The 19,450-nt window shown below is 67.5% G+C and carries 21 protein-coding genes; 8 read left to right on the plus strand and 13 right to left on the minus strand.

Annotated features, from left to right (window positions below; genetic code table 11):
- The first annotated feature begins 106 nt into the window (after window positions 1-106).
- Both AC1RR5_RS22500 and AC1RR5_RS22505 read left to right on the plus strand, forming a co-directional pair.
- Complete coding sequence (locus AC1RR5_RS22500; RefSeq protein ID WP_492925216.1) at window positions 107-874, plus strand: pepsin/retropepsin-like aspartic protease family protein; 768 nt, start codon at window positions 107-109, stop codon at window positions 872-874.
- A gap of 158 nt (window positions 875-1,032) precedes the next feature.
- Complete coding sequence (locus AC1RR5_RS22505; RefSeq protein WP_492925218.1) at window positions 1,033-1,503, plus strand: GNAT family N-acetyltransferase; 471 nt, start codon at window positions 1,033-1,035, stop codon at window positions 1,501-1,503.
- 67 nt (window positions 1,504-1,570) lie between these two features.
- Here AC1RR5_RS22505 and AC1RR5_RS22510 read toward each other — a convergent pair whose 3' ends face one another.
- Genes AC1RR5_RS22510 through petA form a run of 3 tightly spaced genes read right to left on the minus strand, consistent with a single transcriptional unit; the run spans window position 1,571 to window position 4,274 of the window.
- On the minus strand, window positions 1,571-2,425 hold the full coding sequence (locus AC1RR5_RS22510) for a cytochrome c1 (protein ID WP_492925220.1): 855 nt from the start codon (window positions 2,423-2,425) through the stop codon (window positions 1,571-1,573).
- Window positions 2,426-2,430: 5 nt separating this feature from the next.
- The gene (locus AC1RR5_RS22515) at window positions 2,431-3,717 is read right to left on the minus strand and encodes a cytochrome b (RefSeq protein ID WP_454718006.1); all 1,287 of its coding nucleotides are present in this window, start codon (window positions 3,715-3,717) and stop codon (window positions 2,431-2,433) included.
- A gap of 5 nt (window positions 3,718-3,722) precedes the next feature.
- Window positions 3,723-4,274, minus strand: a complete 552-nt coding sequence (petA, locus tag AC1RR5_RS22520) for a ubiquinol-cytochrome c reductase iron-sulfur subunit (RefSeq protein WP_492925223.1) — start codon at window positions 4,272-4,274, stop codon at window positions 3,723-3,725.
- Between the two features lie 201 nt (window positions 4,275-4,475).
- Here petA and AC1RR5_RS22525 point away from each other — a divergent pair, with 201 nt between their 5' ends.
- On the plus strand, window positions 4,476-4,937 hold the full coding sequence (locus AC1RR5_RS22525; RefSeq protein ID WP_492925286.1) for a tRNA (cytidine(34)-2'-O)-methyltransferase: 462 nt from the start codon (window positions 4,476-4,478) through the stop codon (window positions 4,935-4,937).
- A 19-nt stretch (window positions 4,938-4,956) separates the two neighbouring features.
- Window positions 4,957-6,984, plus strand: coding sequence for a protein arginine N-methyltransferase (locus AC1RR5_RS22530; protein ID WP_492925225.1), 2,028 nt, complete (start codon window positions 4,957-4,959; stop codon window positions 6,982-6,984).
- On the opposite strand, the gene AC1RR5_RS22535 is transcribed toward AC1RR5_RS22530, so the two are convergent.
- Complete coding sequence (locus AC1RR5_RS22535; RefSeq protein WP_492925227.1) at window positions 6,981-7,403, minus strand: hypothetical protein; 423 nt, start codon at window positions 7,401-7,403, stop codon at window positions 6,981-6,983. The two genes, AC1RR5_RS22530 and AC1RR5_RS22535, sit on opposite strands and share 4 nt — an antisense overlap.
- A gap of 96 nt (window positions 7,404-7,499) precedes the next feature.
- The gene (locus AC1RR5_RS22540; RefSeq protein ID WP_492925229.1) at window positions 7,500-8,225 is read right to left on the minus strand and encodes a glycosyltransferase family 2 protein; all 726 of its coding nucleotides are present in this window, start codon (window positions 8,223-8,225) and stop codon (window positions 7,500-7,502) included.
- Window positions 8,226-8,281: 56 nt separating this feature from the next.
- Between AC1RR5_RS22540 and AC1RR5_RS22545 the strand changes: the two genes are divergently transcribed.
- Genes AC1RR5_RS22545 through AC1RR5_RS22555 form a run of 3 tightly spaced genes read left to right on the plus strand, consistent with a single transcriptional unit; the run spans window position 8,282 to window position 11,228 of the window.
- Complete coding sequence (locus AC1RR5_RS22545; protein WP_492925231.1) at window positions 8,282-9,970, plus strand: ArnT family glycosyltransferase; 1,689 nt, start codon at window positions 8,282-8,284, stop codon at window positions 9,968-9,970.
- The gene (locus AC1RR5_RS22550; RefSeq protein ID WP_492925233.1) at window positions 9,967-10,866 is read left to right on the plus strand and encodes a hydroxymethylglutaryl-CoA lyase; all 900 of its coding nucleotides are present in this window, start codon (window positions 9,967-9,969) and stop codon (window positions 10,864-10,866) included. Before AC1RR5_RS22545 ends, AC1RR5_RS22550 begins: the two co-directional genes overlap by 4 nt.
- A complete protein-coding gene (locus AC1RR5_RS22555; RefSeq protein WP_492925235.1) occupies window positions 10,863-11,228 on the plus strand; it encodes a hypothetical protein in 366 nt (121 codons plus the stop codon). Before AC1RR5_RS22550 ends, AC1RR5_RS22555 begins: the two co-directional genes overlap by 4 nt.
- 172 nt (window positions 11,229-11,400) lie before the next feature.
- Here AC1RR5_RS22555 and AC1RR5_RS22560 read toward each other — a convergent pair whose 3' ends face one another.
- Genes AC1RR5_RS22560 through cysS form a run of 7 tightly spaced genes read right to left on the minus strand, consistent with a single transcriptional unit; the run spans window position 11,401 to window position 17,716 of the window.
- Complete coding sequence (locus tag AC1RR5_RS22560; RefSeq protein WP_492925237.1) at window positions 11,401-12,327, minus strand: glycosyltransferase family 2 protein; 927 nt, start codon at window positions 12,325-12,327, stop codon at window positions 11,401-11,403.
- On the minus strand, window positions 12,327-14,312 hold the full coding sequence (thrS, locus tag AC1RR5_RS22565; protein WP_492925239.1) for a threonine--tRNA ligase: 1,986 nt from the start codon (window positions 14,310-14,312) through the stop codon (window positions 12,327-12,329). The genes AC1RR5_RS22560 and thrS overlap by 1 nt, the downstream gene beginning before the upstream one ends.
- Window positions 14,309-14,563 (minus strand): membrane protein insertion efficiency factor YidD, encoded by a 255-nt coding sequence (gene yidD, locus AC1RR5_RS22570; protein ID WP_492925241.1) that lies wholly within the window; start codon window positions 14,561-14,563, stop codon window positions 14,309-14,311. The genes thrS and yidD overlap by 4 nt, the downstream gene beginning before the upstream one ends.
- A gap of 52 nt (window positions 14,564-14,615) precedes the next feature.
- A complete protein-coding gene (locus AC1RR5_RS22575; protein WP_492925243.1) occupies window positions 14,616-15,077 on the minus strand; it encodes an iron-sulfur cluster assembly scaffold protein in 462 nt (153 codons plus the stop codon).
- Window positions 15,078-15,084: 7 nt separating this feature from the next.
- On the minus strand, window positions 15,085-15,546 hold the full coding sequence (locus AC1RR5_RS22580; protein ID WP_492925245.1) for an SRPBCC family protein: 462 nt from the start codon (window positions 15,544-15,546) through the stop codon (window positions 15,085-15,087).
- Between the two features lie 11 nt (window positions 15,547-15,557).
- On the minus strand, window positions 15,558-16,319 hold the full coding sequence (locus AC1RR5_RS22585; protein ID WP_492925247.1) for a 3-oxoacyl-ACP reductase: 762 nt from the start codon (window positions 16,317-16,319) through the stop codon (window positions 15,558-15,560).
- Between the two features lie 5 nt (window positions 16,320-16,324).
- On the minus strand, window positions 16,325-17,716 hold the full coding sequence (gene cysS / locus AC1RR5_RS22590; protein ID WP_492925249.1) for a cysteine--tRNA ligase: 1,392 nt from the start codon (window positions 17,714-17,716) through the stop codon (window positions 16,325-16,327).
- Window positions 17,717-17,895: 179 nt separating this feature from the next.
- On the opposite strand from cysS, the gene folE reads away from it, so the two are divergent.
- Window positions 17,896-18,528: a GTP cyclohydrolase I FolE gene (gene folE, locus AC1RR5_RS22595; RefSeq protein WP_492925251.1), complete on the plus strand. Its 633-nt coding sequence runs from the start codon at window positions 17,896-17,898 to the stop codon at window positions 18,526-18,528.
- 3 nt (window positions 18,529-18,531) lie between these two features.
- On the opposite strand, the gene AC1RR5_RS22600 is transcribed toward folE, so the two are convergent.
- Window positions 18,532-19,416: a DUF817 domain-containing protein gene (locus AC1RR5_RS22600; RefSeq protein ID WP_492925253.1), complete on the minus strand. Its 885-nt coding sequence runs from the start codon at window positions 19,414-19,416 to the stop codon at window positions 18,532-18,534.
- Window positions 19,417-19,450 lie beyond the last annotated feature (34 nt).

The following is a 19,450-nucleotide window of genomic DNA, read 5'->3' on the forward strand; positions in this document are numbered from 1 at the left end:
TCGTTCGCCATGCTTGTCGCCCCCAGCCCGACGACATGATGAACGGCGTTCTGCGGATCTGTCGAGATCGTCGCGTAACCGTCACGGCTGAGCTAGGCTGCGTCGCATGTCCCGTCGCGTTCCGTTCCTCGCCGTTAGCCTCGCCCTGTGCCTGACCGGCGCGGCGCGGGCGGGCGAGACGGCGTGCTGGTTCGAGAACGGGGCCGTCGTCGCCCCGGCGGTGATCGGCGACATGGCCGGCGACTACGTCATCGACCTGTCGGCGCCGCGCACGCTGCTGCACGAGACCAAGGCCCAGATGACCGGTATCACCGAACCTGAGCTGCCGCTATCCGTCGAGGTCGCCGGGCTGAAGACGCCGGCCGTGGCGGTCCGCGTCGCCGACCTGGACGCGCGGGGCGCGGGCTTTGTCACCCCGATCGCCGGCGTGATCGGCATGGACGTCCTGGCCGGCCACAGCGTCGAGATCGACTTCGCCCGTTGCCGGATCCGCATCGACCAGCCCTGGCGCGCGCGCCGTCAGGTCGTCCTGCCGGTCGAGGTGGTCGAGGGCCTGCCGACCATCGTCGCAGGCGTCAGCGACGGCCCCACGGCCCTGCGAGGCGCTTTCGCGATCGACACCGCCTCCAAGGCCATGGCGCGGCTGTCGACGCGCGGGGCGACGGCGACCGGCAAGCTCGACAACGGCGCCCGCCACAAGGCCCCGGCCCGCCTGCGCGCCCTGTCGATCGGCGGGGTGCTGGCCCAGAACGTGCCGGCCAGCCTGGCCGACGACCTGCCCGAGGGCGTGGCCGGGACCCTGGGCACGGGCCTGTGGGGCCGCCACCGCCTGCGCCTGGCCGCCGACGCCCGAACCTTGTCGGTCGCCCCCTGAGCTTGCTATGGCTGGACGCTCAGACGCAGGAGAGCGCCTTTGATCGTCGTCGCCATCGCCAGCAGCCGCCGCAGCGGCGACGCGAGCCCGCACGCCTGACGTCCGCCGCTCGGTCTATCGCGCCCATCGCGGCGCATGCCTTACCGAGACTTTGAAGAATGCTCATCGAAGCCAAGACCCAAGACTTCGCCGCCCTGCTGCGCGGCGAGGCCCCTGCCCCCTATCGCCTGTGCGACAGCCCCCTGGCTCCGCCGGAGGTGCTGGCCATGCTGGCCCAGCTGGCCGACGGCATCCGGCTGGTGTTCAGCCCAGCCGCCTGGATGATCGTCGAGGATGGCGAGATCGTCGGCCTGCTCTCGCCGACCCAGCCGCTCAACGCCGCCGACCGCAGCTTGCGCATCGGCTACGGCGTCGCGCCCACGCGGCAGGGCCGAGGCGTCGCCACCCGCGCCGTCACCGACCTGGCGGCTTGGGCTGGAGCGGATGACCGCGTCCACGCCCTGACCGCCGAGACCTCGGTCGACAACCTGGCCTCCCAGGCCGTGCTGGCCCGCAACGGCTTCCAGGTCGTGGGCGAGCGGGTCGACGATGAGGATGGGCCGCTGCTCTGCTGGCGGCTGGCGCTGTAACCCACAAAGAAGAAGGGCCCGGTGTTTCCACCGGGCCCTTCGAACTTCAGCTCTGGAACAATGCCGCTTAGTGCGACTCGTTCTTCCAGACCGTCTTGTAGCTGGCGTACAGCAGGCCCGAGAGCAGGACGAGGTAGATCAGAACGGCGAAGCCGGTCTGCTTGCGCTCTTCCAGCTTGGGCTCGGCGGCCCACATCAGGAACGCCGAGACGTCCTTGGCTTGCTGGTCCAGGGTCGACTTGGTGCCGTCGTCGAACGTCACCAGGCCGGCCTTCAGCGGCGGGGCCATGGCGATGAAGCCGCCCGGCGGGACGTGCTTGTGATCGCCGTGCCACGACGAGCTGAGGTCGCCCGGGAAGTACGGGTTGTAGTGACCGCCGGTCGGGACCGTCAGGCCCTTCGGCGCATCCACGTAGCCGGTCACGACCGAATAGATGTGGTCGGGACCTTCTTCGCGGGCCTTGGCCAGCAGCGACATGTCCGGCGGCAGGGCGCCGCCGTTCGAGGCGCGGGCCGCGGCTTCGTTGGCGAAGGGCGACGGGAAGTGGTCGGCGCTGGTGGCCGGACGCTTGATGGCGTCGCCGGTTTCCGAGTCGATGTCGGCGACCTCGTAGTCCTTGGCGATCGCCTTGACCCACGGGTTGTCGTTCGAGTTCGGATACTTCTCGCTGTAGAACGGACCGCCCTTGTCACCGAAGTTGCGGAACGAGACCAGCTTCAGCGAGTGGCAGGCCGAGCAGACTTCGCGATAGACCTTGAAGCCACGCTGCAGCTGCGCCTGGTCGAACTTGCCGAAGGGGCCTTCGAACGACCAGTGCACTTCCTTGGCCGGCAGGGCCCCGCCATTGGCGAGGGCCGGGCCGGCGGCGCCGACGACCAGGAGACCCGCCGCCGCCGCGATAACCGAGAGTTTGCGGAGCATCGGGATCAACCCTTGTGAGCGTCGGCCGAGAGGGCCGGCGAAGCGATCGAGTCCGGAACCGGCAGGGTCTTTTCGACCAGACCCAGGACCGGGAGAACGACCAGGAAGAAAGCGAAGTAGTAGAGCGAAGCCACGCGGCTGAGCCACACGAAGCTGTTCAGGTCCGAACCGCCCAGCTGGAACGTGGTCAGGTGCGGGATCACCGGATCGTCCGGCAGCTTGGCGCCGCAGAAGCCCAGGATGATGCAGGCCACCAGGAAGAACACGAAATAGATCTTCGCGGTCGGACGGTAGCGCATCGAGCGCACCTTCGAGGTGTCGAGCCACGGCAGGGCGAACAGGCAGGCGATGGCGCCGAACATGGCCAGCACGCCCATCAGCTTGTCCGGCACGGCGCGCAGGATCGCGTAGAACGGCAGGAAGTACCATTCCGGAACGATGTGCGACGGCGTCACCAGCGGGTTGGCCTCGACATAGTTGTCGGCGTGGCCAAGCGCGTTGGGCATGTAGAAGACGAAGAAGGCGAAGAGGATCAGGAAGACGCTCATCGCGAAGCCGTCCTTCACCGTCGCGTACGGCGTAAAGGGAACGGTGTCGGCCTTCGACTTGGGGTCCACGCCGGTCGGGTTGTTCTGGCCAACCACGTGCAGGGCCCAGATGTGCAGGATCACGACGCCCGCGATCATGAAGGGCAGCAGGTAGTGCAGCGAGAAGAAGCGGTTCAGGGTCGGGTTGTCGACCGCGAAGCCACCCCACAGCCAGGTGGTGATGCTTTCGCCGACCAGCGGCAGAGCGCCGAACAGGTTGGTGATGACGACGGCGCCGTGGAACGACATCTGGCCCCAGGGCAGGACGTAGCCCATGAAGGCGGTGGCCATCATCAGCAGATAGATCACGCAGCCCAGCAGCCACAGCACTTCGCGGGGCGCCTTGTAGGAGCCGTAGTACAGGCCGCGCAGCATGTGGATGTAGACGGCGATGAAGAACATCGACGCGCCGTTGGCGTGCATGTAGCGGATCAGCCAGCCGTAGTTCACGTCGCGCATGATGTGCTCGACGGAAGCAAAGGCGCCCTGAGCGCTCGGATTGTAGTGCATCACCAGGATGATGCCGGTGATCAGCTGGGAGGCCAGGCACAGCGACAGGATGCCGCCGAAGGTCCACCAGTAGTTCAGGTTCCGCGGCGTGGGGTAGTCGACGAACGAGTCGTAGCCCAGACGGATGATCGGCAGACGGGCGTCGAGCCAGCGCTCGATACCGGTCTTGGGTTGATAGGTCGAATGTCCGCTCATTTCGCTTAGCCGATCTTGACCTTGGTGTCGGTGAGGAAGGCGTACTCCGGAACCACCAGGTTCAGGGGCGCGGGGCCCTTACGGATACGACCCGAGGTGTCATAGACCGAGCCGTGGCACGGGCAGAACCAGCCGCCATACTCGCCACCGCCGAAGGTCGGCACGCAGCCCAGGTGGGTGCAGTTGCCGCCAACGATCAGCCAGTTGGACTTGCCGGGCTTCACGCGCGAGGCGTCCGTCGCCGGATCCTTCATCGACGCGCTGTCGTCGGCCACGGCCTTGGCGATTTCCGCCTTGGTGCGGTTACGCACGAAGAGCGGCTTGCCGCGCCACTTGATCGTGACCTGCTGGCCCTCGGCGACCTTGGTCAGGTCGAACTCGGTCGAGGCCAGGGCCCGCGTGTCGGCGGACGGGTTCATCTGGTCGATGAACGGCCACACCAGAGTCGCGGCGCCGCCGGCGGCGGCCGCGATCGCGGCGATGTGAATAAAGTCGCGCCGGGAGGGATCGCTCCCGTGTTCCGGCTCGGTCGTTGCGCCCACGGCGGTGTCGGCCACCTAGTCACCCCTTAATTCCGCAGGTCGCGGAAGCGACCGGCTTGGAGAAGCGCCTTTCGACGCCATATCTTGCTCGACCCGCATGCGGATCTCCGCCACAAGGCAGCGGTCGGATCGTCGTATCGGACGCGCGGACGAAGTCCGCAAGCCCTTTCGATTCCCGGCAAAGCCCCTGCTGCCCTTGTGGTTGGTTCGCTTATTATGCGTATCGCACTTTTTCAACCAGGCATTCCCCAAAACGTCGGGGCGGCGATCCGGCTTTCAGCCTGTTTCGACGTCGGGCTGGACGTGATCGAGCCCTGCAGTTTCCCCTTGGACGATAAGAGCTTGAAGCGCGCGGCCCTGGATTACGGGCCCCTGGCGCATCTCAAGCGCCATGACAGCTGGGATGCTTTCCTCGCCGCGCCTGAGCGCCAGGAGGGCCGCCTGCTGCTTTTCACGACTCGCGGGGCGACGCCTTTCCATCGATTTTCATTCGCACCCGGAGACACTTTGCTGTTCGGCAACGAGAGCAAGGGCGCGCCGGACGAGGTCCACGCCGTCGTCCAGGGCCGCATCGTCATCCCGATCCGCCCCGAAACCCGCTCGATGAATCTCGCCACCACCGCCGCCATGGCCCTGGGCGAAGCCTTGAGGCAGACAGGTGGCTTCCCGGACGCCTGATCTTTTCTAAGATCAACCCATGATCGATTCTGAGCGCATCGACGCGGACATCGCTTATCTGCGGTCGCAGCCGGACTGGATGCTGCTGGCGCCGGTGCGCATCGAGGCCACGCTGGACCCGATGCGCTTCCAGCTGCTGATGCAGGCCGCGCGCGATTTCTACTTCCAGCGCTTCCAGCGCATGAGCGAGACCGTCGCGGCCGCCCGGCGCGTGTACGGGATCGAGGGCGACCAGGGCGTGACCCTGTCGATGGCCGGCCTCGCCGCCGCGGGCTCGGGCGACCTGACCGCCGCCTTCGACGCCTTCAAGCAGGCCCGCGACCTGCAGCCGGAAATCGCCGAGCACCACTACAACTGCGGCGCCATGCTGCTGAAGTTCAGCCGCGACCTGGCCGTGGCCGAGGGCCTGTTCCAGAGCGGGCTGGAGCGCTACGCCCACGGCCCGTCATGGCTGGCCCTGGCGGTCATCCGGCTGGAGCGCGGCGACTATGAAGGCTGCGCCACCGCCGCCCGTCAGGCGATCCTGCACGAAACCCCCTCCGACGGCGTCGCCGGACTGTGCCTGGCCGCCGCCCTGGAACGGCTGGGCCAGCCCGTGGAGTGGCCCGAGCAATTACCCGACGCCAAGTTCTCCGCGCCCGAGGCCTTCGACATCGTCGTGACCAAGGCCCGGCAGACCGTGATCAGCGTCGCCCTGGGCGATCGCGAGGCCCTGGCGGCGCTGCGCCTGGCGGAATCGCTGGAAGCGGTCGCACCCGACTGGAGCGTCCACCTGCACCTGTGCAACGCCTCGCCCGCCGTCATCGAGACCGTCTCGGCGTGGGCGAACGAGCGTTCCGCACGCGCCCGCGTCTCGACCGAGACCCTGGTGACCGACCCGCCGGCCAGCCTGGTCGACCGCTTCGGCGTGATCCGCTTGCGGACCTTCGCGGCGGCGGGCGCGGCGATCGGCGGCGACCTGGTCCTGGCCCATCCCCGGACGGTGTTCTCGGCCGATCCGGTCGCTCTTCTGCCCGAGGCTAGCCAGGGCGTGTCCCTGGCCCTCCAGGACGGCCTGCTGTGGAACCGGGTCGGCCAGGACCTGATCGGCGTGCGCGCGGGCGAGACGGCCAGCGCCTTCCTCGACGCCCTCCGCATGGCCGCCCTGCCCTGGCCGTGGCGCAAGAGCCCGATGGCGGCCGGCGTCAGCCTGTGGCGAGCCCGCGCGGCCTGTCCGGACGCCCGGATCCTGTCTCCGGACGATCTGGCCCTGGCGACGCTGCCCGACGCGCCGCCCGAGCCGGACGCCCCGGCGGGCCGGATCGAGTTCAACGAGGTCGTGCCGTCGCGCTTCGGGCCGATGCTGCTCAATCGCAACGACCTCTACATCTTCAGCGGTATCCACGAGACCGGTGTCTGGTCGGGCGGCGAGCTGGACCTGCTGGGCCAGCTGATCAAACCGGGCCAGACCGTGCTGGACGTCGGCGCCAACATGGGCACCCACACCCTGGCCTTCTGCAACTTCGTGGGGCCGACGGGCCGGGTCCACGCCTTCGAGCCGCAGCGGATCATGTACCAGGCCATGGTCGCCAGCGTGGCGCTGAACAGCTGGACCAATGTCCACACCCACATGAAGCTGGTCGGGGCCAAGAAGGGCGCCATGCGCCTGCCGGGCATCCGCTACGACGAGCCCAGCAATTTCGGCATGATGACCCTGGCGCCCGATCGCGACCGCGCCGAGACCCTGAGCTATCTCGACGACGAGGCCGCCGGCGAGGAGGTCGAGATGATCACGCTGGACAGCCTGAATCTGGCCGCCTGCCACCTGATCAAGATCGACGTCGAGGGCATGGAGATCGACGTGCTGCGCGGCGCGGCCAAGACCATCAAGGCCCACCGCCCGCTGATCTACATGGAATGCCAGCCCGACGAGCGCAGCAAGTCGGCGCTGAAGCTGCTGAAATCGTTGGGCTACGCCACCTGGTGGCACGGCGACATCGGCTCGCCCAACATCCTGGGCTCGCCGCTGGAGCGTCCGCTGTCGGTGATGGGCCTGAAGCTGGCCTAGTGTTCGCCGAAGTCCACGTCGCGGCGCGCGGCGACGATCGTCACGATGAAGCCGGCCAGCACGTCCAGTAGGACCATCAGGGTGACCAGGAAGAAGGTCGAGGTCGCGAAGGCCGGGAACAGCAGGAACTCGACCAGGCACAGGATGAACAGCACCATCGACAGCGAGTGGTTGATGATGGCGATGCGGCGGCTGGTCGTGGACTTCAGCAGCTCGACGAACAGCACCACCAGCGAGGCGGCCAGCAGAAGGTCGCCCAGGCTGACGCCCCACTCGGCCCGCGAGGTCATGTGGATCGTGAACAGCTTGTCGCTCATGCGCACGCCGGCGTCGGCGGCCTTGAAGCCTCCGGCCAGGGTCAGGGCGACAAGATTGTAGATGACCACCGGCAAGGCCAGCAGCGGAATGGCCGCGAACATCGAACTTCCCCCTTTGGCGCGAGCATTCACTCTCATGCCATGGTTAAGCCGTAGCGGGAATTTTGGTTTCGGTGAAGTCGCCGCAACTCCCAGGCGTTACGCTTCGTCCACGCCTTGGGGATTGCGCGACCGCGACTGCAGCCACATCACGCCCAAGAGGTCCGAGACCGAGGCCTTCAGGCGACCGAAGTTGGTGTATTTGGACACGCCCGTCTCGCGGTGACGATGGTTCACCGGCTGGAACGCCACCTCGTAACCCTCGCGCAGCATCAGCGCCGGGATGTAGCGGTGGATGTGATCGAAGTACGGCAGGCGCAGGAACGCTTCGCGGCGGAAGGCCTTCAGGCCGCAGCCGGTGTCGTTGGCGGTGTCCTTCAAGAGACGCTTGCGCACCCCGTTGCCGAACTTGGAGGCGAAGCGCTTGGCGTTGCTGTCCTGGCGCTTGACCCGCTCGCCACCGACCAGGGCCAGGGTCGCCGGACCCGCCTGCAGCGTCTTGGCCAGGCGCGGGGCGTCGGCCGGATCGTTCTGGCCGTCGCCGTCCAGGGTGACGATGATCGGCCCGCGCGCGGCCAGGATGCCGCTGCGCACCGCGCGGCTCTGGCCCGAATTCTTGCGATGGCCCAGCACGCGCAGCTGCGCGATCTCGGCCTTCAGGGCGATCAGGCGGGCCTTGGTGTCGTCGCGGCTGGCGTCGTCGACGAAGATCATCTCGTAGTTCTCGCCGGCAAAGGCCTGGGCGATCTCACGGGCAAGTTTCGGCGCGGCCTCCCCCTCGTCGAAGACGGGAACGACAACAGAGAATTCAGGGGTGGCAGTCATCGCCCTCTAATAGCTGAAAAATTCCCACGCGGAAGGATCGTGCTAAACGTGACCGCATGACGCTTGAATCTCGCTTGGATGACTGGAGCCGCGGTTGGCGCGGCCCTCTGTTCGCTGCGCTCGTCGCCCTGATCGCCGGTCTGCCCGGTCTGTTCGCCATGCCCCCGCTGGACCGCGACGAGTCCCGCTTCGCCCAGGCCACCTCGCAGATGCTGGAGACCGGCGACTACGTCGTCATCAAGTTCCAGGACCAGCCGCGCTTCAAGAAGCCGGTCGGCATCCACTGGCTGCAGGCCATGAGCGTCAAGGCGTTCTCCGACGCCGAGGACCGGCGGATCTGGGCCTATCGCATCCCGTCGCTGCTGGGCGCCATGCTGGCGGCGGCGGCCTGCGCCTGGGGCGCGGCGGCGCTGTTCGATCCCCGCACCGGCCTGATCGCCGGTTCGATACTGGGCGCGACCTTCCTGCTGTCGACCGAGGCCTTCATCGCCAAGACAGACGCGGCCCTGTGCGGCGGCACGACCCTGGCCATGGCCGCCCTGGCCCGGATCTACGCCGCCCATCTGAAGGGCGAGGCGTCGAACAAATGGACCAAGCTGGCCTTCTGGATCGGCCTGTCGGTCGCCGCCCTGATCAAGGGCCCGGTCGGCCTGCTGGTCGCCTTCTTCGCCCTGGCGGCCCTGGCGATCTGGGACCGCAAGGCCGCCTGGATGAAGGACCTGGGCTGGACCTGGGGCCTGATCCTGTTCTGCGCCATCTGCCTGCCCTGGGCGATGATGATCACCGTCGCCACCGACGGCGCCTTCTGGGGCGCGGCCGTGGGCGGGGACCTGGCGCCCAAGCTGGCCGGCGGCCAGGAGGGTCACGCCGGCCCGTTCGGCTATCACACCCTGCTGGCCCCGCTGCTGTCCTTCCCGGCCACCCTGCTGCTGCCGGCGGGCCTCGTCCTGGGCTGGACCCAGCGCAAGGAGCCGGGCGTGCGTTTCGCCCTGTGCTGGCTGGCCCCGACCTGGCTGATGTTCGAGATCCTGCCGACCAAGCTGGTCCACTACGAACTGCCCGCCTATGGCGCTCTCGCCATGCTGATGGCCGCCGCCGTGCGGGAGCCGTTGGCCAAGTGGTCGCGCTGGATCGGCGCTGGCCTGTCGGTGCTGATGGCCGCCCTGCTGGCCGCCGTCGCGATCTATGGCCAGACGAAGTTCGGCACGAAGCACGATCTGGTCTGGACGATCCTGGCCGCGGGCCTCGCCCTCGCCGCCGGGACCGCCGGCGCGGTGCTGCTGCTGCGTCATCACTCGGTGCGGGCCCTGGTCACGGCCGGGGTGCTGGGCATCGGCGCCCACATCGCCCTGACCGCCGGCCTGATCCCGCGCCTGGAGCCCTTGTTCCTGTCCAAGGACATCGCCGACGCCCTGGACCGCACGCGCCTGTCGCCGCGCTCGGGCGCCACCGGCCCCGTGGCCCTGACCGGCTATTCCGAGCCCAGCCTGATCTTCCAGCTGGGCACCGCCACGCAGCTGACCACCGGCGAAGGCGCCGCCGACGCGGTCGCCGAAGGCCGCCCGGCCGTGGTCGAGAGCCGCGAGGAACGGCCCTTCCGCGAGGCCCTCACCGCCCTGGGCCTGACGCCGCGTCCCATGGCCGTGATCCAGGGCCTGAACTATTCCGACGGCGACGACGAGACGCTGACGATCTATCGCGGCGAACCTCAGGCGCCCGTCGAGGAAGAGGAGCCCGCCCGATGAGCCGCTTCATCCAGATCGTCGAGGTCGGGCCGCGCGACGGCCTGCAGAACGAAAAGACCATCCTGTCGGTCGCCGACAAGCTGGACCTGATCCGCCGCCTGGAAGCGGCGGGCGCCAGGCGCACCGAGGTCGTCTCGTTCGTGAACCCCAACCGCGTGCCGCAGATGGCGGGCGCGGAAGAGATCATGGACGCCCTGCCGTCCGACCGCGTGCACTCGCGCATCGGCCTCGTCTTGAACATGCGCGGCTGGGAGCGCTGCGTCTCGACCGGCTGCGACGAGGCCAATGTCGTGGTCTGCGCCTCGGACGGCTTCGGCGTCGCCAACCAGGGCGCGACGGTGCGCCAGCAGATCGACACGCTCGCGGCGATCGCCGAACGCCAGGCCATCGACGGCGGCCCGCCGATCACCGCCACCATCTCGGTCGCCTTCGGCTGTCCGTTCGACGGTGAGGTCAGCGAAGACCAGGTCGTGGCCATCGCCCGCGAGGCCGCCGCCTTGGGCATTCCCGAGATCGCCATCGCCGACACCATCGGCGTCGCCGATCCGTGGGTCGTGACCAAGCGCCTCGAGGCCGTCCGCGCCGCCGCGCCCGACGCGCGCCTGCGCATGCACTTCCACGACACCCGCAACACCGGCCTGGCCAACGCCTATGCCAGCGTCCAGGCGGGCGTCGACGTGCTGGACGCCTCGGTCGGCGGCCTGGGCGGCTGCCCGTTCGCGCCGAACGCCACCGGCAATATCGGCACCGAGGATCTGGTCTACATGCTGGAACGGGCCGGCTTCGAGACGGGTTACGACCTGGCGGCCCTGATCGAGATCGGCCGCGACGTCAGCGCCAAGCTGGGCAAGGCCCCCGCCTCGTCCCTGGCCCGCGCCGGAGGCTTCCCCGCATGACCAGATTGCCCGTCCTGCTGCTGCCCCTGGCCGTCGCCGCCTGCGCGTCCGCTCCGGTTGCCGAGGCCCCCATGACCCGCTGCGATGTCACCATCAAGTTCGCCAGCTACGGCGCGGGCATCGACCGCGACCTGTCCGAACGCGTGGCGGCGGCCGTGAAAGCCGATCGAGACGTGACCCGCTCCGAGCGCAAGCCCTGGGGCCGCGAAGGCGAGTACGACCTCTGCCTGACGGCCAATGCCGGTCGTGGCGCGGCGGTGTATGAACGCTACCGGGCGATGCTGCCGGCGCGGAGCCTCAAGGCTCCGACTTCGATCGAGGGGCCCAACGGCGAGCGGGCCGAGACGATCGGGCCGATGTGAATACCCCTCTCCCCTTGCGGGAGAGGGTGGCCCGCGCAGCGGGTCGGGTGAGGGGTCGAAGAACGGGACCACCGCAACGGCGATAGAAGCTGGCTGCGAGCGGATAGGGCCATCAACCCCTCATCCGTCGCTTCGCGACACCTTCTCCCGCAAGGGGAGAAGGAAGAGCGCCCTAGATCGGCCGCCCGGTCAGCTTCCACAGCAGCGGACGCGAAACGCTCATCAGCATGATGGCCGGCGCGAGCAAAACGGCGGCGGCGAACAGCTGCAGGCTGTCGGCGCGCTTGATGAAATAGCGGGTCAGGCCCACGCCCTTGTGGAACTCCACCTTCAGCGGATGTTCCTGGCTGGTGTGGCCCAGGTGGACGACCTCGGCCTTGGGCTGGAACAGCACCTGACCGCCGGCGCGGCGCGCGCGCCAGCACAGGTCGATATCCTCGACGTGCAGGAAGTAGCCTTCGTCGAAGCCGCTCAAGGCCTCGAAGTCGCGGCGGCGCATGCCAAAGCACGCGCCCGAGATGGTCGGCATCGGCACGGGCGCGCCGGGCAGCGGCTCGTTCTCGCGATGGATCTCGAAGCTGGCCAGGTTCGGGTGGCGACGGGTGAACTGGCCAAAGCTCAGCACCGTGCTCATCGGCGTGACGTCGCCGCGGCGACCGCCGCGTTGCTCGGTGCCGTCGATGTTCATCACCCGCGCGCCGACCACCGTCGGGGTCGGCTGGCCCTTGAAGGCCGTGACCAGGGCGGCCACGCAGCCGGGCTGCATATTGGCGTCGGGATTGAGGAAGACGATGTACTCGCCGCCGGCCGTCGAGGCGCCCAGATTGGCGCCGCGGGCAAAGCCGATATTGCCGTGGCCCTGCTTGAGCACAACGCGCGGCTCGGTCAGGGCCAGCGAGCGCAGCATGTCCTCGTCACGGCTGCTCGACCCGTTGTCGACGATGACGAACTCATCGACCAGCGGCTCGGCCAGCACGTGCTTGATGCTCTGAGTCAGCGCTTCTCCCGTCCGGTACACGACCATGACCACGGACACGTTCGGACGAGCCGGACGTGCGCCCACGGCGAGGGTCGAGGCGGACGGGAGGATGCTGTTCATCAGGCGCTCGCGGCCTCCTGGACGGGGGCTTCCACCAAGCCTTGGGCGCGCTTGAGATCGGGCGGCGTGGCGTCGGTCTTCAGGACACGGAGGGCTTCCTCCAGCGACAGCACGCTTTGACCTTCGCCACCCAGGCGGCGAAGGGCCAGTTGCCCCGTCTCAGCTTCCTTACGTCCGACCACCGCGATCACTGGAACCTTGGCGAGGCTGTGCTCGCGAATCTTGTAGTTGATCTTTTCATTACGCAGATCCACTTCCGCGCGCATCCCCAGCTTCGTCAATTTCTCGACGACCTCCAGGGCGTATGCGTCGGCGTCGGACGTGATCGTGGCCACGACCACCTGCGTGGGCGCCAACCAGACCGGCAGCGAGCCCGCGAAGTTTTCCAACAGGATGCCGATGAAACGCTCGAAGGACCCCAAGATCGCCCGGTGAAGCATCACCGGACGCTTCTTCGAACCATCCTCCGAAACGTACTCCGCGTCCAATCGTTCCGGCAAAACGAAATCAAGTTGCAGCGTGCCGCACTGCCAGACTCGACCAATGGCGTCTTTCAGCGAGAACTCGAGTTTCGGGCCATAGAAGGCGCCTTCACCTGGCTGCAGCACCAAGGTCTCGCCGGCTGCCTCGGCGGCGGCGGACAGGGCGGATTCTGCTTTGTCCCAGACCTCGTCCGAGCCGGCGCGCAAGTCCGGACGCGTCGAGAACTTGGTGTCCGCCAACGTCATGCCCAGGTCGTTATAGACGCTGCGCAACAGTTCGATGAACTTCGCGCTTTCCTCCGTGACCTGCTCTTCGCGGCAGAAGATGTGCGCGTCGTCCTGCGTGAAGGCGCGCACGCGCATGATGCCGTGCATGGCGCCCGAGGGCTCATAGCGGTGGCAGGCGCCGAACTCGGCCATGCGCAGCGGCAGCTCGCGATAGCTCTTCTGGCCGACATTGAAGATCTGGATGTGGCCGGGGCAGTTCATCGGCTTGACCGCCAGGACCTCGCCCTCGGCGCTATCGCACATGAACATGGCGTGGCCGAACTTCTCGGCGTGGCCCGACTTCTCCCACAGGCTCTTGTCGAGGATCTGCGGCGTCTTCACTTCCTTGTAGCCGGCCGCGTCCAGGCGACGGCGCATGTAGTCCTCGAGCACGCGGTACAGGGCCCAGCCCTTAGCGTGCCAGAACACCATGCCCTTGCCCTCTTCCTGGATGTGGAAGAGGTCCATGGTCTTGCCCAGCTTGCGGTGATCGCGACGCTCGGCTTCCTCGATGCGCTTGAGGTGCGCTTCCAGGTCGGCGTCCGAGGCCCAGCTCGTGCCGTAGATGCGCTGCAGCTGGGCGTTGTTCTGGTCGCCGCGCCAGTAGGCGCCGGCCAGCTTCGTCAGCTTGAAGGCCTTGCCGACCGCCTTGGTCGAGGGAAGGTGAGGCCCGCGGCACAGGTCCTTCCACTTCTCGCCCTGGTGATAGACCGTGATCGTGTCGCTGACCGGCAGATCGCGGATGATCTGGGCCTTGTAGCTTTCGCCCATGGCCTCGAAATCAGCGATGGCGGCGTCGCGATCGACCTCTTCGCGGCGGATCTTCTCGTCGCGATCGACGATCTGGCGCATCCGCTCCTCGATCTTCGGCAGATCTTCCAGGCTGAACGGCTCGTCGCGCGCGAAGTCGTAATAGAAGCCGTCTTCGACGTTCGGACCGATCGTCACCTGCGTGCCGGGGAACAGCTCCTGCACCGCTTCGGCCAGGACGTGGGCCGTATCGTGGCGGATCACGTCCAGCACCTCGGGCGCCTCGCGCGTCAGGATCTCGAACTTGCGCTCGCCGGCCAGCAGGTCGGGCGTCAGGGCGCGGTCCAGGTCCAGAACCTGGCCGTCCAGCTTGATGAGAAGCGCCTTCTTTTCCAGCGACTTGGAGATGGCCGCGGCGACGTCACGCCCCGTCGAACCGTCGGGGTACTGACGGACGGAGCCATCGGGGAAAACCAGATCGATCATTCTTCACATATCCACTTGCGTGGCTGGCGTCCCGGCGGCGGGGGGTCATACCCCGAGCCACCCAACGGATTGCATCGGCAAATCCGTCGCAACGCCAACCAGGAACCCTTTAGCGGGCCATGATCCTTGAGGGCGGCCGCCGCGTACTCCGAACAGCTCGGCGCGAAGCGGCACTGCCGCCCGATGAGGGGCGAGAGCGTCAACTTGTAGGCCCTAAGGCCCAAATCGACGGTGCGTTCGTAGAAGGTCATGCCAGCGCGCGACTGTTAGTCCAGTAAAGTACTAACCCCCTTGGTGGGGCGATCAAGCCGCGCCGGCGGTGCTAGTTCGCGTTTCGCCGACGCCTGTGGCCTTCCGGACAGCCTCAACCGTCGCCTCGAACGCCAATAGCGTCGAGGCGTGACGGGCAGGATAGTCCTTGACCGGCTCCAGCACGGCGAGCTCCGCAAACCGGCCCGCGGGAGGCGAGCCGTTCGTCTTCAGCATAGCGCGCAGAGAGTCCCGCGCCAACTCGATGTCGGAAAGTTCCGCCCCGACCACGTTGGCGCCCAGGATCGCGGCCGCCGCCTGGCCCAGGGCGCAGGCTGAAACCTCCTGGGCGTAGTCGACGACCTTGCCGTCCTGGACGACCACGTCGACGACGATCCGGCTGCCGCACAGCTTGGCCGTCTTCTCGGCGCTGGCCTGCGGCGCGGCCAAGCGCCCCGCGCGCGGCATGTTGGCCACGAGCGTCAGGATCTTGGCGCTGTAGAGGTCGTCGATCATCGCCAGCTTAAGATGGGGACTTCTGGCGTTCCGACCAGATGGCCTCAGCCCGGTCTCGCACGGCCTCGCCCATCTCGGTAAAGGCGGTCTTCAGCTTGCGGCGCTCGTCGCGGCTGACGAACCGCAGCAACAGGCCCATGAACAGCTCGCCGTTCGAGAAGGTCGCGTTGTTGGGCCCCATGTTCTCGACCTCGAGATAACGGATCGCCGTAACGAACCCGCCCAGGCGCGACGAGCGCCAGTGCAGCTGCTCGTAGGGCACCCAGTCCTGGACGATCGGGGTGATGACCGTGGCCGGCGCGCCGGGCAGGTGCTGCTCCAGCGTCAGGGCCGTACCGATCTTCAGCTGGCCCTCGGCCTTGCGGTAGAGCGGGTTCCACTCACCCCATGTGGCGAAGTCGGACACGACTTCCCAGACGATCTCGGCGGGGGCCTGGACCCCGATACGGTGCTCGACGGCGCGTTTCATGACTGTAATTTCTAATCCCGAACCAGGCCGCCGTCGACCACCAGATTCTGGCCGGTCACGGCGCGGCTCCAGGGCGAGGCGAAGAACAGGACCGCGTCGGCGAACTGCGCCGGGGTCGTGACCTGGCGCAGCGGCGTGCTCTGGGCGATCAGGTCGAAGATCGCCTCCGGCGTCGCGGCGCTGGCGTCGGTCGTGCGCAGCAGACCGCCGGAGACCATGTTGACCGTGATCCCCGACGGGCCCAGGTCGCCGGCCGCCGTGCGGGTCAGCGACAGCAGCGCGGCCTTGGCGGCGGTGTAGTCGTGATACGGCACCACCGGATTCTGGAAGAGGTTGGTGCCGACATTGATGATCCGGCCAAACCCCGCCAGTTCCATGGCCGGCGCCGTGGCCTGGATCAGGTTCAGCGAGCCACGCAGCGAGACGTCCAGCTGGCCCTGAAAATCCTCCCAGGGAATCGTCTGCAGCGTGTGGCGGCCGTCACCATTGAAGCTGAAGTCGCCCAAGGCGTTGTTGACCACCGTGGTCACGTGGTCGCCGAAGTGCTCGGCGGCCTCATTGACCATGCGGCGGGTCTCGTCGCGGTCGCTGACGTCGGCCTGGATCGCCACCGCACGGTCGCCGAGCTCTTCGGCGAGCGCGAGGGCGGCGGCTTCGCTGCGGCGATAGTTGATCACCACGGACGCGCCCTGACCGGCGAAAGCGCGGGCGATGGCGGCCCCCAGTCCCCGGCCAGCGCCGGAGACCAGGACCACCTGCTTTTCGAACGTCACGTCGTTTAGTCCTTCATGCGCCAGGTCGCGCCCGAAGGGCCGTCCATGACCACCACGCCCAGGGCGTCCAGCTCGGCGCGGATGGCGTCGGCGGCGGTCCAGTCCTTGGCGCTGCGGGCGGCCAGGCGTTTGGCCAGCAGGTCCTCGACCTGGGCCTTCAGCTCGTCGGAGGCGTCGCCTTCGAACCAGCTGTCCGGATCGGCCTGCAGGAAGCCCAGCAGGGCGCCGGCCTCGATCAGGCGGGCCTTGTTGGCGGCGATGGCGACGGTGTCGCCAGCCGTCACGGCCTTCTCGATCAGGCTCGACACCTCGAACAGGGTCGAGGCGGCCAGCGGCGTGTTGAGGTCGTCCAGCAGGGCCGACAGCGTGTCGGCCGGAGCCTCCATCGCCTGGTCCATCGGCACGTCCTTGGCGCGACGCAGGGCGCCGTACAGGCGGTCCAGCGACTTGCGCGACTGCTCGATCAGCTCGGGCGTCCAGTCCAGCGGCTGGCGGTAGTGAGCCGACAGCAGCGCCCAGCGGATCACCTCGCCCGGCACGGTCTTCAAGAGCTCGTGCGGGATGATGACGTTGCCCAGGCTCTTGGACATCTTCTCCCCGCTCATGTCGAGGAAGCCGTTGTGCATCCAGTAGTTGGCCAGGACCGGCAGGTCATGGGCGCAACGGCTCTGGGCCACTTCGTTCTCGTGGTGCGGGAAGGTCAGGTCGATGCCGCCGGCATGGATGTCGATGGTCTTGCCCAGCGACTTGTCGATCATGGCCGAGCACTCGATGTGCCAGCCCGGACGACCCGCGCCCCAGGGGCTGTTCCACTCGGGCTCGTTTTCCTTGGACGGCTTCCACAGCACGAAGTCGGCGGCGTGGCGCTTGTAGGGGGCGACCTCGACGCGGGCGCCGGCGATCATCTCGTCCAGGTCGCGGCCCGACAGCTGGCCGTAGTCGGCGAAGCTCTGGGTGTCGAACAGCACGTGGCCCTCGGCGGCGTAGGCCTTACCGTTGGCGACCAGCTTGCCGATCATCTCGACGATCGCGTCGATATGGTCGGTGGCCTTGGGCTCCAGGGTCGGACGCAGCGCGCCCAGCGCATCGGCGTCCTCGTGATAGGCGGCGAGGTAGCGGTCGGTGATGACCTTGATCTCGACGCCCTCGTCCGTGGCCTTCTTGTTGATCTTGTCGTCCACGTCCGTGACGTTGCGGGCATAGACCACCGCGTCCTCGCCATAGAGGTGGCGCAGCACCCGGAACAGCACGTCGAACGCCACCACGGGCCGGAAATTGCCGATGTGGGCGTAGTTGTAGACCGTCGGACCGCAGACATACATCGTCACCCGCTGGGGATCGGCGGGAACGAAGTCGCGCTTCTCGCGCGCCATGGTGTCGTGGATCTTCAGGGTCATTGGGCCGCAGCAACCTAACGTAACGGAGGTGTTGCCCCGCGAAGGGGCCGGCCCCATATAGCTAGGACGCACGCTCTCCACCACGTCTGATTGGTCCGGAGTGTGCGCGGGTGGCACGCGTAATTCCGGAGCGACAGGCGCTTCGGCGCAACTCAGCCCGGGAAGAACCTCTTCAAAACATGGACGCACTGACCCGCGAGCGAACCCTGATCGGCTCTGAAACCGGTCTTGATCTTGAACCCGCCCAGCGCCCCACCCGAGACGAGGCCATGGCCGCGGTGCGGACCCTGCTGGCCTGGGCCGGCGACAATCCCGACCGCGAAGGCCTGCTCGACACGCCCCAGCGCGTGGTCGACGCCTATGGCGAGTGGTTCGCCGGCTACAACGGCGACCCGGCCAAGGAGCTGTCGCGCACCTTCGAGGACGTGCAGGGCTATGACGACATGGTCATGCTGCGCGGCATCGACGTGCAGAGCCACTGCGAGCACCACATGGCGCCGTTCCTGGGCAAGGCTTGGATCGCCTACATGCCGACCGGCAAGGTCGTCGGCCTGTCCAAGCTGGCCCGCCTGACCGAGATCTTCGCCAAGCGTCTGCAGACGCAAGAAACCATAACCATGCAGATCGCCGACGCCATCGAGGACCACCTCAGCGCCGCCGGCGTGGCCGTGCTGATCGACGCCGAGCATCAATGCATGTCGACGCGCGGCGTCCACCACCACGACGTCTCGACGATCACCACCCAGTTCCGCGGCGTGTTCAAGACCGACAAGGTCCTGCAGCAACGCTTCATGGACCTGGTGCGGAAGTAGGCCTTAGGCGGCCGCGCGGATCCCTTCGCGGATCCGCGCGACGCAGGCGTCCACCGGGCGGTGGACCAGCGTCACCAAGACAAAGCTGATCAGCATCAGCAGATACCAGGCGCCCATCTTCTCGATCGGCACCAGATGCCATCCCTGCGCCTGGCTGGGATAGATCCAGGCCCCGGCGAAGGTGCCCAGGTTCTCGGCGAACCAGATGAACAGCGACACCAGCACCGCGCCCATCAGCATCGGCATGCGGCGGGCGGTCTGGTCCGGCGTGAACACGAACCAGGTCCGCCCGAACAGCACCGCCGACAGGGCGAACAGCCCCACCCGGAAGTCGACGATGTAGTGGTGGCTGAAGAAGTTCAAATAGATCAGCACCGCCAGGATGTGGGTGCTCCAGAACGGCGGATAGCGTTCGAAGGTGATGTCGAACAGCCGCCAGATGCGGGCGATATAGCTGCCGACGCAGGCGTACATGAAGCCGGTGAACAGCGGCACGCCGGCGATGCGCAGGAGGCTGGGCTCGGGATAGATCCAAGAACCATGGGCCGTCTTGAACAGCTCCATCACCGTGCCGACCACGTGGAAGATGAAGATGACCAGCGCCTCGTCCCAGCGCTCCAGCTTCAGGGCCAGCAGCAGGGCCTGGATGGCGACCGCGGCGATGACCAGGAAGTCGTAACGCGCCAGCGGCGCGTGCTCCGGCCACAGCAGGTGCGAGCCGACCATCAAGGTCAGCATCAGGCCGCCGAACAGGCAGGCCCAGGCCTGCTTCAGCCCGAACAGCAGGAACTCGTAGGCATAGCCGTTCCAGCGCGACTGGCGCGCCCACGGTCTTGCCCTCTCGTCCAGCGCCGCCACGCTGGCCTTGATGCGGTCTTTCAGGTTCATCCCGCTCCCCTAAGCGGCGGGGAAACTAGCGCAC

It is taken from the genome of Caulobacter sp. GW821-FHT11E11 (assembly GCF_058808315.1).

Excerpts from the sequence above, each read along its gene's own strand:
- AC1RR5_RS22550 (WP_492925233.1), top strand. The coding sequence starts at position 9,967 with ATGAGCCGCTTCATCCAGATCGTCGAGGTCGGGCCGCGCGACGGCCTG.
- cysS (WP_492925249.1), bottom strand. The coding sequence starts at position 17,716 with ATGACCCTGAAGATCCACGACACCATGGCGCGCGAGAAGCGCGACTTC.
- AC1RR5_RS22545 (WP_492925231.1), top strand. The coding sequence starts at position 8,282 with ATGACGCTTGAATCTCGCTTGGATGACTGGAGCCGCGGTTGGCGCGGC.
- AC1RR5_RS22560 (WP_492925237.1), bottom strand. The coding sequence starts at position 12,327 with ATGAACAGCATCCTCCCGTCCGCCTCGACCCTCGCCGTGGGCGCACGT.
- AC1RR5_RS22575 (WP_492925243.1), bottom strand. The coding sequence starts at position 15,077 with ATGATCGACGACCTCTACAGCGCCAAGATCCTGACGCTCGTGGCCAAC.
- AC1RR5_RS22530 (WP_492925225.1), top strand. The coding sequence starts at position 4,957 with ATGATCGATTCTGAGCGCATCGACGCGGACATCGCTTATCTGCGGTCG.
- AC1RR5_RS22540 (WP_492925229.1), bottom strand. The coding sequence starts at position 8,225 with ATGACTGCCACCCCTGAATTCTCTGTTGTCGTTCCCGTCTTCGACGAG.
- AC1RR5_RS22515 (WP_454718006.1), bottom strand. The coding sequence starts at position 3,717 with ATGAGCGGACATTCGACCTATCAACCCAAGACCGGTATCGAGCGCTGG.
- AC1RR5_RS22510 (WP_492925220.1), bottom strand. The coding sequence starts at position 2,425 with ATGCTCCGCAAACTCTCGGTTATCGCGGCGGCGGCGGGTCTCCTGGTC.
- AC1RR5_RS22600 (WP_492925253.1), bottom strand. The coding sequence starts at position 19,416 with ATGAACCTGAAAGACCGCATCAAGGCCAGCGTGGCGGCGCTGGACGAG.
- AC1RR5_RS22500 (WP_492925216.1), top strand. The coding sequence starts at position 107 with ATGTCCCGTCGCGTTCCGTTCCTCGCCGTTAGCCTCGCCCTGTGCCTG.
- AC1RR5_RS22555 (WP_492925235.1), top strand. The coding sequence starts at position 10,863 with ATGACCAGATTGCCCGTCCTGCTGCTGCCCCTGGCCGTCGCCGCCTGC.
- yidD (WP_492925241.1), bottom strand. The coding sequence starts at position 14,563 with ATGACCTTCTACGAACGCACCGTCGATTTGGGCCTTAGGGCCTACAAG.
- AC1RR5_RS22580 (WP_492925245.1), bottom strand. The coding sequence starts at position 15,546 with ATGAAACGCGCCGTCGAGCACCGTATCGGGGTCCAGGCCCCCGCCGAG.
- thrS (WP_492925239.1), bottom strand. The coding sequence starts at position 14,312 with ATGATCGATCTGGTTTTCCCCGATGGCTCCGTCCGTCAGTACCCCGAC.
- AC1RR5_RS22505 (WP_492925218.1), top strand. The coding sequence starts at position 1,033 with ATGCTCATCGAAGCCAAGACCCAAGACTTCGCCGCCCTGCTGCGCGGC.
- AC1RR5_RS22525 (WP_492925286.1), top strand. The coding sequence starts at position 4,476 with ATGCGTATCGCACTTTTTCAACCAGGCATTCCCCAAAACGTCGGGGCG.
- folE (WP_492925251.1), top strand. The coding sequence starts at position 17,896 with ATGGACGCACTGACCCGCGAGCGAACCCTGATCGGCTCTGAAACCGGT.
- AC1RR5_RS22535 (WP_492925227.1), bottom strand. The coding sequence starts at position 7,403 with ATGTTCGCGGCCATTCCGCTGCTGGCCTTGCCGGTGGTCATCTACAAT.